15 protein-coding genes are annotated in these 15110 nt (G+C 38.1%); 14 read left to right on the plus strand and 1 reads right to left on the minus strand.

Annotated elements, in window-relative coordinates:
- Positions 1 to 2251: 2251 nt before the first annotated feature.
- A complete protein-coding gene (locus tag CXM95_RS08365; RefSeq protein ID WP_101698998.1) occupies positions 2252 to 2743 on the plus strand; it encodes an ArpU family phage packaging/lysis transcriptional regulator in 492 nt (163 codons plus the stop codon).
- A 606-nt stretch (positions 2744 to 3349) separates the two neighbouring features.
- On the opposite strand, the gene CXM95_RS08370 is transcribed toward CXM95_RS08365, so the two are convergent.
- The gene (locus CXM95_RS08370; protein WP_101698999.1) at positions 3350 to 3544 is read right to left on the minus strand and encodes a hypothetical protein; all 195 of its coding nucleotides are present in this window, start codon (positions 3542 to 3544) and stop codon (positions 3350 to 3352) included.
- 2019 nt (positions 3545 to 5563) lie between these two features.
- Here CXM95_RS08370 and terS point away from each other — a divergent pair.
- The 13 genes from terS (at position 5564) to CXM95_RS08445 (ending at position 15108) form a co-directional block, all read left to right on the plus strand.
- Positions 5564 to 6403: a phage terminase small subunit gene (gene terS / locus CXM95_RS08380; RefSeq protein ID WP_101699001.1), complete on the plus strand. Its 840-nt coding sequence runs from the start codon at positions 5564 to 5566 to the stop codon at positions 6401 to 6403.
- Positions 6404 to 6442: 39 nt separating this feature from the next.
- Entirely contained in the window at positions 6443 to 7672 is a 1230-nt protein-coding gene (locus tag CXM95_RS08385) for a PBSX family phage terminase large subunit (RefSeq protein ID WP_233499112.1), read from the plus strand.
- Positions 7673 to 7686: 14 nt separating this feature from the next.
- Positions 7687 to 9225, plus strand: coding sequence for a phage portal protein (locus CXM95_RS08390; RefSeq protein ID WP_101699002.1), 1539 nt, complete (start codon positions 7687 to 7689; stop codon positions 9223 to 9225).
- Positions 9226 to 9229: 4 nt separating this feature from the next.
- The gene (locus tag CXM95_RS08395) at positions 9230 to 10378 is read left to right on the plus strand and encodes a phage minor capsid protein (protein WP_101699003.1); all 1149 of its coding nucleotides are present in this window, start codon (positions 9230 to 9232) and stop codon (positions 10376 to 10378) included.
- A 537-nt stretch (positions 10379 to 10915) separates the two neighbouring features.
- Complete coding sequence (locus tag CXM95_RS08405) at positions 10916 to 11506, plus strand: phage scaffolding protein (RefSeq protein WP_101699005.1); 591 nt, start codon at positions 10916 to 10918, stop codon at positions 11504 to 11506.
- A 13-nt stretch (positions 11507 to 11519) separates the two neighbouring features.
- The gene (locus tag CXM95_RS08410; RefSeq protein WP_086316252.1) at positions 11520 to 12407 is read left to right on the plus strand and encodes a capsid protein; all 888 of its coding nucleotides are present in this window, start codon (positions 11520 to 11522) and stop codon (positions 12405 to 12407) included.
- Between the two features lie 56 nt (positions 12408 to 12463).
- Complete coding sequence (locus CXM95_RS08415) at positions 12464 to 12568, plus strand: HeH/LEM domain-containing protein (protein ID WP_101699006.1); 105 nt, start codon at positions 12464 to 12466, stop codon at positions 12566 to 12568.
- A gap of 29 nt (positions 12569 to 12597) precedes the next feature.
- On the plus strand, positions 12598 to 13050 hold the full coding sequence (locus tag CXM95_RS08420; RefSeq protein ID WP_101699007.1) for a hypothetical protein: 453 nt from the start codon (positions 12598 to 12600) through the stop codon (positions 13048 to 13050).
- Positions 13047 to 13391, plus strand: coding sequence for a putative minor capsid protein (locus CXM95_RS08425; RefSeq protein WP_233499113.1), 345 nt, complete (start codon positions 13047 to 13049; stop codon positions 13389 to 13391). Before CXM95_RS08420 ends, CXM95_RS08425 begins: the two co-directional genes overlap by 4 nt.
- The gene (locus tag CXM95_RS08430; protein ID WP_101699008.1) at positions 13391 to 13756 is read left to right on the plus strand and encodes a minor capsid protein; all 366 of its coding nucleotides are present in this window, start codon (positions 13391 to 13393) and stop codon (positions 13754 to 13756) included. The genes CXM95_RS08425 and CXM95_RS08430 overlap by 1 nt, the downstream gene beginning before the upstream one ends.
- Complete coding sequence (locus CXM95_RS08435; protein ID WP_101699009.1) at positions 13756 to 14154, plus strand: minor capsid protein; 399 nt, start codon at positions 13756 to 13758, stop codon at positions 14152 to 14154. Before CXM95_RS08430 ends, CXM95_RS08435 begins: the two co-directional genes overlap by 1 nt.
- Positions 14155 to 14673, plus strand: coding sequence for a phage tail tube protein (locus CXM95_RS08440; RefSeq protein WP_101699010.1), 519 nt, complete (start codon positions 14155 to 14157; stop codon positions 14671 to 14673).
- Between the two features lie 54 nt (positions 14674 to 14727).
- Entirely contained in the window at positions 14728 to 15108 is a 381-nt protein-coding gene (locus CXM95_RS08445; protein WP_233499114.1) for a hypothetical protein, read from the plus strand.
- Positions 15109 to 15110 lie beyond the last annotated feature (2 nt).

Raw genomic sequence — 15110 nt, forward strand, 5'->3', positions numbered from 1 at the left:
ACAGAACAAAGTGTGTAAGTAAAAAAATTATATATATGCGAAAAAAACCAGTACCTTGGAGCATCCGGGTACTGGAAAGGCTAAATTTAAAATGAATCGGGCCTCAATTTCATTTGGTTAGGAGTGGCCTTTTTTAAATATTACTTTAATCAGTCTTTTTGAGCAAATAAAAAAACCAACAGCTATATAGCTGCTGGCGATGCCTAAAAACTTGAAAGGGTTAATTAAAAGAATATAAAGGCATTGCAGACATTCTAAAGTAAGTGTTGCGTATCCGTCAAGAAAAATGCTATTTACAAAAAAAGAGATGGCAAACCACTCGCCACCTCAAACAATGAACTGCCAGTTTTCCACATTAAAGCTATTTTGTATCAGATCAATGTATAAAAATACTAATAGTAAGGAATGGAAAAGTGATTAAGATGAAAAATAAAACTTTTATAGTATTAATACTATCGGCAATAACCGCTGCAAGTTAGTTATCTATACATTAGTCAACTAGATTTAAATAATTGATTGATATTAATAGGTTGGTGAGTGAATGCGTTACAAAATAACTCAACAAAACCGCAATCTCTACAAACTGCCATATCAACCAAAATTATTTTACCTTTATCAGGATTGCAAAAATCTTCATCAACAGTTAAACAAACGAATTTTAATTTTTGCGGTGGATGAATAAAAGACATCTTGAAACAATAACAATTTAGGCACTGCATTTCAACCAACCTCATTTTTTAGAAATTAATTATGTATCCTAGTGAGAAACTTTAGGAGTAGCATTTAACCTAAGTGGCTATTGCTTATCTCACTAGGAGAAGGCTGAAGAATCTAAACTTAATCTATTCTTATCGTGACAAGCTTTAAAGGAAAAATAAACATTGTATGTCAGCCTTCATAAATAGAGTACTCCTATGGAAAATAGAATTCAATCAGATTAAGCTTTCTTAATCTATAACTTTTGTTTTTATGGTGAATTAGTTGAAGTAGGCTTTGACAAGTTAGGAACAGGTGCCAATGTATTTGCCAACAAGTCTTTAAACAAGGGTTTTAATTCTTGCAAGGTCAACATATTTAGTAAATGAAAGTGATAATTAAGTAGACGAAGTAAGTACTCTGAAAAGCATAAAACAGTTTTTAAAGGTTAGTAAGTTATTCAAATTATGAAAGATATTAATAGTTATGATATCGAGTGTCAATCAGATGGAATAGGGAAGATACAAAAAATGTCTTTTCTTTAAATTGTTATTAATTGAACGATATAGCTATAAATTAATTTAATGTTTGTTCGAAATTAATTGAAACAATTTAAGTAAAATAAAAAGTGCCTACTATTTATAGAAGTGCACTCTTTATTATCCAGTACTATTCAATTTTCTTTACTCTCCCACCTATCTTGGATGCAAATTCTTCTGCATCAGCTTTACACTTAAACAATCGTGCTTTACTTTTTAGACGTGTTCGACATCCAGTAGAGGTGATGTAGCCATGCAATACTTTCACAACATACATTTGGAATCAACTCCTTATAGTTTTGTAGTATAAAAAGTAAAAGTAAAGAGATAATAAAGTAAGTTAGAAGAATTGAATAATATTTTCTAATGGTCAATATCTTATTTGAAAATACAAAAAGACACTTAATTTAAACTAGCTATGTACCCTAGCGAGGCGCGATGGATACAGCAGAGCCTTAGTTGGATGAGGCAACCTCGCTAGGAGAAGGCTAGCAATTTATCGAATAGATGTTCTAATTTAAATACCCATATCATTAAAAGGAGATTCGATACTAGCCTTCGAAAACAGACTACTATATTTAAATAACATTTATCAAACAGATTAAGAAAGCTTAATCTATAACAGGTTATTTCTTAAGATCTCAAAGTAACAAAAAAATTGGATTTCTCTGACTATCATTAATCGTATGCTTCTGGAATAATTATGTATCCTAGCGAGGATTTAAAAAGCGTAGCTGCGTTATTATGTTAGATTATTATCTCTCGCTAGGAGAGGGCGGAGGCATATCTTTGAAAGCAACCATTAGCAGAATATTCATTTTTGAAGATATGATCGCTCTGACCCTCAAGTTCAAAATACACCTATGAATAATGGATTGCAAACCAGGTTAAGGAGAGTTAATTAATAACTTAGAATATTTATTTCCATAATATGTAGAATAAACAAAAACAGATTCATCTCAAAATTATTGATACTAGAGGTAGATTAATTACACCAAATCGGAGGGATATGCGCTATGACTTTATTACAGGAAATAGATGAGAATAAAACACGCGCTAACGCAAGAAAGCTTCTGATGACATACAGAAGAAAGAAACGGCGTTTAGTGGGTGCCAGTATAGATCCATATTCATTGATCCGTTCTCCGGAAATAACCGATGATCCTGCTCATCGAAGTAATACGAACGGTACAGAGAAAGTCATGCTGCATCAATTAAGTTTAGTTGGACTTATGGAAAATTATTCAAGAGAGATTATACTGATTGATCAAGCGATTGACAGCCTATCGGATATCTCTAAAAAAATCCTTCGTTTCAGTTATTGTGATCCCAACAAACTTACAATTCGAGACATTGCATATAAACTTGATATCTACCAGGTTACGCCATCTGGGAAATTTGAGCGTATTCTATATAGTGAAAAGAATATCGAGCGTCTTCGATCGCTGGCTTTATTTGAATTTGCAGAAGCATATTCAGGTGGTGTGTTAATAGCTCAAAAAAAATAGGGATTTTATAGGGAAATGTTAGGGGTTTTTTAGGGGGTTCGTTCGATTCAAGGTGATATTATGTTAGTGTCGAAAGATTAAGAGATGTGGTTGGTGGGCTACTCACAAAATAACTCATAAACCGAAAGGGGGCTAATCCCTCATCGCGTTAATTCTTTGACGAATATAGAAAGACAGCACAATTTTTTGAAAGAGGTGGATTACCTCATTTCAGAATTTGCTCGTGTTGTCTTTTTAGTACTAAACTGCAGGTTTGTTGATATTCAGATAAAATGAGATGGTCTATAATGTCCGCGGGAAACTTTATAGATAAGATTAGGCCGTTAGAGCCCACCTGATCATCTTACTACTTAACGAAGTCACTTATTGCGAGTGGCTTTTTATTTTGGAGGTGGCTATTTTGACGGCGTTAGTTGATCTAGTATTAAACGATATTGTTTGTTGCGCAAAAGGGATGCCGCTGCATTTTTTATAAGCGTCAATTTATTTGGAATGAAATACGCAGAAGTTGAAAAAAAGTGCTCCAAGCTATTGAAGGTAGCAAGGAGCACGGTAGATTGATGGATCTGATTCCGATTATCTAAATTATTTTGGATGAATATTGAATTAGCCTAATAAACTTATATCACCAGTTTTTGATGCAAACAAAACCGTCACTTTCTCAATTGAATTTTTAGTGACAGCAATTTCTCCGGCTAGCTTCGTATCTATCGGGTAGGTAACTAATCTGTTTAGTGTAGATAAATAGTTGCTTAACGCTGTATGCATAGCAGCTAGTTCCAAGGCATTGAATTCTTCCATTATAAATAACTCCCCTTATTGTAAGTATTTCAGTTTGCGCGCTGATAACAAGATTATATCAAAATCAAGGGATTGTTTAACGAAAGAAAATAGGTCTTATAACAAAAATAAAAAACTGACGCGAGCGATCCCGACAGCTTTAGGCTGATAACGACTCTATTAGATAGTTAGCTGTTTTGTTTTGAGTAAAGCGGATCTGCTTAGCTAAATGGTAACAAAATAGCACATAAAAAACCACCGAGAGTTAGGAACCCGGTGGCTTGGCAGATTGATTTGTATTTTGTGCATTCATCATGAAAGGTTCTTCTGCCAAAATTTAGTATAACATATGGAAATTAATCTTTTTATTTTTTTAATATACGAGTTTTACAACAGAGATTGCATAATACAAATTTGTTTGATGATCTTTTTAGTCTTAGGTGTCGAAGCGCAGCTTGATGTTCTGTATGAAACCCAATTTCTAAAATGCGTATTCTGTCTTTAACTTGCGGGCATTCACAGTCGTGTAGCATAAAAACATTCTTATTTTCTGACAACATTTTTATTACATAAACAGGGATAGAAGCTCACCTCTCGTTTTTATTTATTATACCAATGAAAGAAATGGATTTCATGCATAAATTATGTGAATCGGAAAAAAGAAGGATGGTCAGAAAGTATCAGATAAAGACGCGTAAGCAATTCAAGCGTCAATTGTTTGTACAACGTTTTGTAAAAACATATCTTCCTTATAAAACTTGGTATACTAGTCCATCACTTAGAATGTGCGAAATAAACTTGGATGTTACAGAGTCTTTCTATCCTCATATTAATAGGAAGTTATATCATGATGAAGAAAATTAGCCGAAAGAATTCCGTTATTTAGGAAGCAGTAAATGATTTCTTGAAATTCATTATATTTTTTATGTTTTACAAGTTATTTGGTTTTGAAGTGGTTATTATCTTTACATTAGCAGATATTGCCACTTCAGTATTTCGAATGGAGTATAGAAGTAGAAAATGATACGAGGCAAAATAAAAACTGTCGGAAGCAATTCCGACAGCTTTAGGCTGATAACGACTTTAAGATAGTTAGCTGTTTTGTTTTGAGTAAAGTGGAACTGCCTGTTTAAATTGTATCAAAAAAACTATAATCTTTAATTAAAATTAAAAATTATCGCTTTTTTGAAAAAATTCTTATGTTTGAACAATGTACAAAACTTGATTCGTTGTTAGCGTAAATCAATTCAATGATCCATGGGCCGGTTGCTTTAATACTTACAATCTCATTTTCTGTCTCATCTGTCAGATAGAATCCATCTGGTAACTTTTTCAAGACGTAATTCAAGTCTTCAGTAATAGCACTCGACTGTGAGTTAATCATGTGGAAACAGCTCCGTTTAAATAAAATTTCAGAAAAAAATTCCGATAATTTATTTTACCAGATTATGTACTATTACTGGTACTAAATACTTTGAGGAAAATTTTAGAGTATAAGAAAAAAATAACCACCGAGAGTTAGGAACTCGGTGGTTAGGCAGATTGATTTGTATTTTGTACATTCATCTGGAAAGGTTCTTATGTCTGAGTTTAGTATAGCATAAATGGATCATCATTCTTTTAGAATCGTGTTTTACAACAAAACTTGCATAAGAAAAACTTGTCGGGAGGCCTTTTTAAACTAATGTGAAGAAGTGCCCCGTTATGCTCCGTATGAAATCAAATATCTGTTACTACATCGCTATTTTGAATTTGTGGACAATCACGATCGTGAATTACGAATCGATTGTTCGAAACTTTTAATTTTTTCTTCTTGATTACATAGCAAGGAATATTAACCCGCCCTTTTTTTCTTCAATTATATCAAATAATAGTCATTAATCATGGGAGTAGTGATAATTTTAAATGATTTTATTTATTAGAAGATGTAGTCTTTGAAAAGAATCAAGAAGTTATTAAGAAATAAATGTACAGTATTTACGGTAGAATGTTTTCGAAACGAAACTCAACCAATAAAGAATGTGAGGTGGTGTGTAATGGATGGCAAGACAACGTGATCCCAAACGTGATCAGGCGTTTAAATTATTTGAAAAGTCAAAAGGGACAATTACGAATAGAGAAATCGCAAAACAATTAGAGGTTCAGGAAAAGACAATTTCAGCTTGGAAGTCTCGTGATAAATGGAATGCAGTACTACAAAGCGGAAAATGTAGTACTGCAAAAGATGATTGTAGTACTACAAATAAAGGTGGGGCACCTCCGCGAAACAAAAACGCTGTTGGCAACAAAGGCAATAAGAATGCCTCGCCACCAAAAAGAAACAGTAATGCGTTTAAGCATGGTTTATATGCAAAGTATCTTCCTAGTGAAACGTATGAGCTTGCTAAGGCCTTCGATACAGAGGACCCAGCAGACTTACTGTGGAGGCAAATCACAACAACGCATGCATTAATCTTACAAACACACAAAATCATGTATGTCGCCGACAACGAAGATCATTCGAAAGAAGTGTCTGGATGGTCATCCGGCGAGGGTGGAACCTCCGAAACATATGCCCTTCAATACGCTTGGGATAAACATGCGAACTATATCAATACAATTACAAGAGCGACTTCTACTTTATCGAACCTTATCAAGCAGTTTGTCTCATTGGCTGATGAACAAGACGAGCGCCATAAGAAATTGAATATTATGGATGCGCAAATTCGTAAAGTTCATTCCGAGGCGGATATTATTGAAAATAAGGCATCAAAACTTGTGTTAAATGAAAAAGAACAGAGTAAAGTGCAAGGTCTCATTGATATTGGCCAAGCACTTATTGGTCCAATAGAAGAAGATGAGGAGAGTGATACCGATGAATCAATTGAAATTATCGACTAAGCAACAAGACAATATTTTTCAATCGCTCAAGGGATTCGGATGGAACTGAACGAGGGAACGATTCGGTCAGGTAAGACGATGTCGGATGCTCAGAAGATGGCTTTAATCTACGCAGGACATCCCGATACAAATCATCTTGTACTCGCTTATAACCAAGAACAAGCATATCGAATGTTTATGGATTGCGAAGGATTTGGACTTGAACATATCTTTGCCAGCTGTGCTGAGATTCGACACGATGAGCACGGCGACCACTTATGGATCAATCTCCCGACAGGAGAGAAGCGGATCTATTACAAAGGTGGCGGGAAAGTGAATGCTGTCGGTGCTATCACTGGGATGTCCTTTGGTACGGTCACTTTTTTAGAGTTTAATCTTCTGAATAAGGCGGTTATCGAAGAAGCTTTTCGCCGGACCAAGGCTTCTAGTTTTCGTTACCATCTTGCAGAACAAAACCCACCGGCTCCAAATCATCCGAATCTTGAAACGCTGAAGCCGTTCATTGAAACGGGTTCTTACAAGTTTCGTCATTGGCGGCCACAAGATAATCCTATTTTAACGAAAAGATCATTAAAAGAATGGGAAGCAGAGTGTAAGGTCTCTGACTATCTCTACAAACGAGATTGGCTAGGCGATCGAGTGATGCCCGAAGGCGTGATCTATTCAATGTTTAATGAAGATACCCATATGACAAAAGAAATCATAGGCAAGCCTGTAGAAGCGTTCTTTAGTGCTGATGGTGGTCAAAGTGATGCGACCACTTGTTCGTTGAATCTCGTGACGTGGAAAGATAAAAAGTATTATCTTTATCGAATGGCAAATTTTTATCATAGCGGCGCTGATACTGGTGTCACAAAAGCAATGAGTGAATATGCCAAGGAAATCAAGCAGTTCAAAGAATGGTGTTATAAAGAGTGGTCGTGGTTGCCTAAGCATTCGAAATTTTTTGTCGATCCGGCGTGTAAGTCGTTGAGTGAGGAGTTGCGTGTATTGGGGATTGTCACTACAAAAGCAGATAACAATTCAAAAGATAAAGTAACGAGTAACGGCACCAAAATTGAAATAGGGATTGAACGCATGCAAAGCGCCTTGTCAAAAGGACGCTTTTTTCTTTACGATCATGAAGGCAAATATGGCCATTATTATTTTATCAAGGAGCTAGGGATGTATGTCCGTAATGATAATGGCTACCCAGTTGATAAAAACAACCACGCTCTTGATGAATGTCGGTACGCAATCAATTACTTTACGAAACGCTATGTTCTCTAATAGGAGGTGGTTCAGTGTCAATTTGGCAGTCAATAAAAAGAGTATTTGGAAAGGGGGCGGTTGCGATAGGTGCGAAAAAAGAGCTACAAAGTATTTTAGATCATCCTAAAATCCAAATGAGCAGAGAAGAGTATGATCGTATTCAAAACAGCTTGCTTTATTACCAAGGGTACACGCATTGTAATTCTGATCAAAGAACAAAGGCTAATATCAATATGGCCCGCAAGGTTGCTTCTGAGTACGCGAAGGTAATGTTCAATGAACAGGCAGAAATCACGATCGGGAAAGAGGATAAATCTAAAAAGTATGATGAAGCTAGTGCTTGGATAGAATCTGTTTTTCGACATAATGACTTCAAGCGCAATCTCAGCAAGTACCTTGAGCCAGCAATGGCACTAGGAGGCTTAGTTGTACGCCCTTATTTCAATGACCAATCAGGGCAAATTGAGTTCTCGTGGGCGCTGCCTGATGCATTTTATCCATTGGAGAGTAGCACCAATAAAATCAGTCAGTGTGCGATTGCGTTTAAAACCATCAAAACTGAAGGCTCCAAAACATTCTTTTACACGCTTCTTGAGTTTCATCAGTGGATCGACGGAGAATATTGGGTGCTCAATGAGCTTTGTGAAAGTGAAAAATTTAATGTTCTAGGGATGCAGGTATCGTTGGACACTTTGGAACAATATGCAGAGTTGGATCCATCGAGACATGGGGAAGAAATTGAACGTCCTATCTTCTCTTATTTCAAAACAGCTGGTTTTAATAATATCCATCCGTACTCACCACTTGGTGTTGGTGTTTACGACAACTGCAAGCGGACGCTCGATCGACTAAACAAAGCTCTAGATGCATTTGATCATGAAATAGATGTGGGAAAGAGACGCACGGCTTTTCCTGAATCTATGCTTGATGGTGTCTCTAACAAAGAAACAGGAACAGTTGACTTGACCTTTGATCCCAACGATGATTTCTATGTCATTGTTCCTGGTACTAACCCTGATGAGTTTAAAATTACTGATTTGACACAAGATATACGAACAGAACAGTACATCGGGGCGATCAATCACCGCTTACGGCTTCTAGAAATGGAAGTGGGTCTTTCTACCGGGACTTTTGTTTTTGATGGTGCTGGTGTACGTACTACAAATAAGACAGCAACCGAAGTTATTAGCGAGAACTCGCAAACGTATCAATCAAGAAACCAACAAACAACCGAACTAGAAGAATTTATTCAGGATGTGGTGCTAGCGCTGTGTGAGCTTGGCCGAGCCACAGAAGTTGATGGCAAACCATTGTTTGGCGGAGAACCTCCAAATCGTGAGGATATTGGCGTTAACTTTGATGATGGCATCTTCTTAGATAAAAAGTCAGAATCTGATTATTATCGTGAACTGAAAAATGATGGGCTGATTCCAGGGTGGTTAACCATTGCTAAAATAATGAAGTTGCCTGAAAGTAAAGCTAGGGATCTTTATCGCCAAGCGCAATTGGATGTGGTCGATGAAACTACTGGGAAAATACTTGATTCTGGATACGAAGACTTTGAGGAGTGATTGAATGACAATTACGTCAAAACAATTAGAGATTGAGGCTTCTTACGTTCAAGATGCTTATATGGCGATGGAAGACGAAATCATGAAGATGCTTGTCCGCCAGTTAAACATGCCGATAAGAACGCCGCTCACAGAAGAAAACGCATTTCGGTGGAAGATCGAGAAGATGCAGCAATTAAATTTGTTGAATCAGCAATCGCTGCAGCAACTAGTAAACGAAACAAGTCAGTATTCTTATGATCAACTACGTAAGATCGTCGTGGACACGGGTTTTGACGTCGTTTCTGATCTGGACAAGAATTTGTCTAAGCAAAAAGGAACAGAACCGCCTCCAAGGACTGAAATCGATAATGTGATGGAGTCATATTTCAACCAACAGTGGCGTGATCTCGACAACCATGTCAATCAAACACTGATCGACACCAATTACCCTGACAATCCTTTAGCGAAAATGTATCAGCAAGTTCTTAACGATACAGTAGCTAAAATCATCGGTGGTGTTAAAACGCCGCAACAGGCACTTAGAGAATCAATCTATGCGATGGTGGAAAAAGGGGTGATGACGACCTTTGTCGATAAAGCAGGTCGTGAATGGAGCCTTGAGCGCTACGTTCGGATGGTTTTAAAAGCAACCACTCACCGTGTTTATCAGGATCTGCGACTTAAGCGAGGCTTAGATCATGGCATCGTCACAGCTTTAATGAGTAGCCATGTGGCTGCACGACCACAATGTGCCCATATTCAAGGTGGATGGGTGTTGCTTGTCCGCACTGAAGATGCACCGGAAGAATTACGACACATTTCATCGATTTATGATCATGGATACGGTGAGCCTGATGGCACACAGGGGATAAACTGCAGGCATCGATTGTACATTCAAATTTATGATCCTGATTTAGATGTTCATATGAAGCAGTACGATCCCAAAGAAGCGATTGACAATGCGGACCTAGTTGCCAAACAGCGACGCATGGAAGTAGCTATTCGTCGTGCCAAAAGACAACTGAATGCCGCAATAACGATTGAAAATAAAGAAGATGTCCAGCATTTCAAACAGTTGATTAGACGACGACAAGGAGCATTGCGAATATTTATCAATGAGCATGATCAATTGTTACGCCGAGATTATTCAAGAGAACAAGTCTATACCTAAACTCAAAAACTGAAAGGTAGTTGTGGAAGCTTATCATCTGTATGTGTTTTTTGAAAGTATTAATTGCAATGCTTCTTCTGAATCATCTAATCCTTGCCAAGTTACAAATCCTTTTGATAAGGAAAAAATGTATATTTTATCAGTCTTATTTGTCTTGCTAACAAGCTGGCTCTTTAGGTCATTTACTCTAAGAGACGTAGCAATTATGAAACTCGTTTTTGTTATGGCGAAATAATCGTCCCCGAAAGAATCTAAATAATTATATAGACTTTCATAATTTTGTTTATCATCTAATACTAAAGAAATGTTGTAGACATAGGTAATCATAGTCTCACCGTCCTTTTTTCACTATACCTAAATGATATACGAAAATAAATAAAAGTTAAATGAAAAATATACTGTGAATTAGAGTCATCATAGCGATGGCTATTTATTTTGTCCTGAACATGACATAAAACTATTCGATTTACCGAGTGAGCGGTACAACTCGCACTCTAACTGGTACCAACCAGAATAAAAAGGAACGGAGAATGAATTATGGAATGGATCAAAGAAATTTTGTCAAAACACGTCGGAGAGGATGGGAAGTTTGATTTAGACGGGGCAACAAAGGAAATCAAATCAGAATTTCCAAAGAATGCAGTGCCAAAAGCTGATTTTAACGATAAGTCTCAAAAGTTGAAAACGGCAAATGAGGATTTAATTGCCGCAAATGCGCTTGTTGAGCAGTTGAAAGCATCGAACAGTGGCAACGAAGATTTGCAAAAGCAAATTGATGACTATAAAAAACAGTTAGCAACCGTGACCGCTGAACGACTAGCAGATCGTAAGAACGCTGCGATCGAATTAGCTTTAACGCAAGCTGGAGCTAAGAACATTAAAGCTGTGAAAGCTTTGTTGAAGACAGATGAGTTGGAAATTACTGACGAAGGTGTCAAAGGATTAGATGAAAAAGTAGCCACATTGAAAAAAGATGAAGGCTATTTGTTTCAAACGAATGATCCTACACCGCAGCCAAAGAAAAAGCAATTTGTGGCTGCTGGGAATACAGGTGGTGGCGAACCACCTAAAGAAAAAAGCTGGAAAGATAATCTAGCCGAGAATATCGCAAAAACAAAAAATAATTAGGAGAGTGGTTTAAATGCCAGTAATTTTAGACAGTAAAGATTTAGCGAAAATCGACAAGGAATTTGCTGCCGAGTCGCAAGTATGGGAAGTATTAACGCAAGGGGCAAAAGATATCACAGAAGAGGATTTTGTGGGGACTCATGAAGTACGTGTAAATGAAATGCAAGGATTTACTGCTGCTGATTATAAGCGGAATAAAGAAAACGAACGGAACAATATTTCAGTTGAGAAATCAACTTTAAAATTGGAAAAGGAACGTTGGATGGGCTACGATATGGATCGCTTGGATCAATCGGAAAATGCAGCGTATCAAGTAGGTGCTGTCATTGAAGAGCACACTCGACTGGTTACTATTCCAGAGAAAGATCAAACCGCTGTTGCTCGTTTACTTGAAGCCGGATTTGACACTTCTGACAATGTTTACAAAGGAAAAACGGTCAAAGAAACAATCACTAAATCTAACATTTTAGATAGTTTCGATGATGCTGAAGCGTACATGACTGATACAGAAGTCATTGGGCAGTTTGTGGCGTTTATGTCTAGTGATGCATACAAAGCATTGAAGAATGCAGATGGCGTTTCTAAGACTTTTACTACCAATACTGTTCAATTCAACGGTATCGATCGACGTGTTGAAATGCTGGACGGCACGAATATCATCATTCAAAAGGTTGCAAAAAATCGATTGCAGGTCGATGAAGACAAGCATATTAACTTCATTATGACACCTATCACCGTTGCTAAGCCAATCGAGAAGTACAATACGATTGATTTGGTTCCTGCTGACCAGGATCGTGGCGGTTACCGTGACACCATCAAAGGGTTGGACTATTACGACTGCTTGGTACTTAAGAAGGCACGTCCTGCGATCTATATCTCTTATGACGACCCAAAAGCGTAACCCCGGAAGAACCGGGGAAGTCTGGGGTAGAAGGTAAATCAATTGTTATCGATGACATGAAAGTTGATGAGCTTAAAGCCGAGTTAGACCGTCTCGGGATTGAGTACCCGGCTGCTGCCAAGAAACCAGAATTAATAGAGCTGTTAAAAGAGAGTGAATAATCGCTCTCTTTTTTCATGGAGGTGAAACCATGGAGAGATTACGTAGAAAGCCGTTGAATGAAATCTTTGACGATCAGGAAAGCATCGAGTCTTGTGGCTACCTATCTCTTAAAGAGTACAAACGTTTGGTTGACAAAGAACCGGAACTGACAGAAAAAGATTTCCGAAAGCTTCTTAGGAGAGCCAGTGCATTGTTGGACATCCAAACGAGACGTTTCTATCAACGCAATGATCTCGAATCAGATATTCCAATGCGGCGCAACGCTTTTAAATTGGCTGTTGCCTATCAAATCGAGTACATGCATGAAGCAGATGCCACTACCTCATTTGGCATGCAGGAGCCTGACAGTTGGTCCATTAATCGGATGAGTGTTTCTAGTTCAAAGGGGAGTGCTTTAAAGGAAGAAACTCCTTTACTCTCTGGCGACGCTATGATGCAGCTTTCGGGAACTGGATTATTGTACAGAGGAGTGAGCCGATGAGAATGAGATTACCACCAAAAAAGTTCTTTCCCCATGAAGTGATTTATCGTAAGAAAACGGGGATTTCACCGATTGGTGAAACTCTATTTGAAGAAGAGGAACAAGTGATCCGAAATGTTCGCTTTGATTTTTCTGTCAAATTCTCACCAAGAGATATTAATGGTGAGGTTCAAATACCTAATGCTTTGATTTCGATGGTAAGCAAGTACACTGGACCATTGCTAGATTTTTTTGTTGCTGATCAAATCGAATTCGGAGGAAAGCAGTACACGATTGCTCATGTAATCCCATTACTTGCTGATTCACCTGAACCGTTTGGCTATGAAATTGAGGTGGTTTGATGGCTGGAATCAAGATTGACATCGATCTTTCAGGTGTCCGCTCCAAACTAAGCGAAGACAATTTAGGGCGTGGACAATTGAACATGGCCAATCGTATGCTCCAAACAATAAATGAGACAGTCGTCCCTTGGGACACCGAGCATTTGCGAGATAGCGGTCATGTATCAGGGGTGGGAAGTCAGTTGGTTTGGGATGTTCCTTATGCAGGCCCTCAGTACTATGGTGGTCGAAAACATCCAACGACAGGTGTCTGGATTCCGTTTGTTAATAAACAACCGGGGACGGGTCCCTATTGGGATGAAACTACGAAGCCCATTTTTATCAATGATTGGCTACAAGCCTTTAAGAAAGGAGCGAACCTCTAATGGATTTTATTCATCGACTACAAGAAGTAGCAAGTCAGATCGATGTACCAGTGATTGCCCATGCGATGGATCAGGAAGATTCAATCAGATTGTCAACGCAAGCTGGTGGACGTACGGAAAAATCTTACATGAACGGTGACAAAATCAAAGTTATCCCGTTCGAATTTGTTTTGAAGACAAAAGAAGCGACTGGTGATCAGGTGATGGCGAGACTAGCAAGTATTATCGAAAATGCCAGATCAATTCCTTCGCAGGATGATTCTTATAGCTTTATGGGACTAACGATCGTCAACGAGCCGTTCTTTGCAGGTCGTGACAATCAACAGTATCTATACTATCGCTTAGTTGTACAAGCAAAACTTTATATCAAAAAACGAAAACAGGAGAGTGAAGACTAAATGAAAAATGTAAACAGCGAGCGTGGCCATTTCATTGCACCATTTACGAGTATCAACACAGCACCTACGGAATCAGCGTGGGTAGAATTGGCTGACGGAATTGAAGACATTTCGGACGCAAGTACGGAGGCTACAGAAGAAAAGTCTTACTACAATGGCGTAACAACAAACTTAGTTAACCGTGTATCTGGTGCCTACAATATCAGCGGAGATTACGATTCTGAAGATCCAGCGCAGAAAATTGTCGCAGATATGAAATACAAAACGGGTGTTGGTCGAAAAGTTTGGCATCGAGTGGTAAGTGCCGACAAGACGAAACAATGGACTGGGCATGCGACAGTTACTGACATCGTGGCAGGATCTGGTGCAGCAGATACTACGGAGGACTTTTCTTGTACGATTACCTATGACGCAACCCCAACGGAAGGTGTCCCGGGTTCTGGGGGGAATAATGCAGATGCGGCGTTGAATTCGGCGCCAGTTAATGCCAAGGCAAATAAGAAGGAAGAAACCAAGTAAGAGAGGCGTTTATCGCTTCTCTTTTTTACATACAAACGAATGGAGGCAACAACAATGGTAAAAATCCAAGTAAAACTAACACAGTTACCAATTGAAATTGGCGAACATACATTTTACGTCGACACATCGGAAAAAGGTGCAGAAGCCTTTTGGAAGTTAGTTTCAGGGTATGCGTCCAAGTCAGCAAAGATTACTGAAAAAGTGGAAAAAGAGACGATCACACCTGAAAGAGCGGATAAGCAAGCAAAAAAAGAGCTTGAAAGAGTGATTGATCAACTTTTAGGTGATGGCGCATTTGAAAAGCTGTACGAGCTTTCCCCAGAGTATATCTTCATTTCTGAGTATTATATGGAGATTTGTTCAGCGGTAGGAGAAGAGCTTGGTGGTCGAAAGAAGCAGTATTTTGAAAAAATGCAGCACTACTTAGAAGGTTAAAT

It is taken from the genome of Enterococcus sp. CR-Ec1 (genome assembly GCF_002850555.1).
Lineage (GTDB): Bacteria > Bacillota > Bacilli > Lactobacillales > Enterococcaceae > Enterococcus_D > Enterococcus_D entomosocium.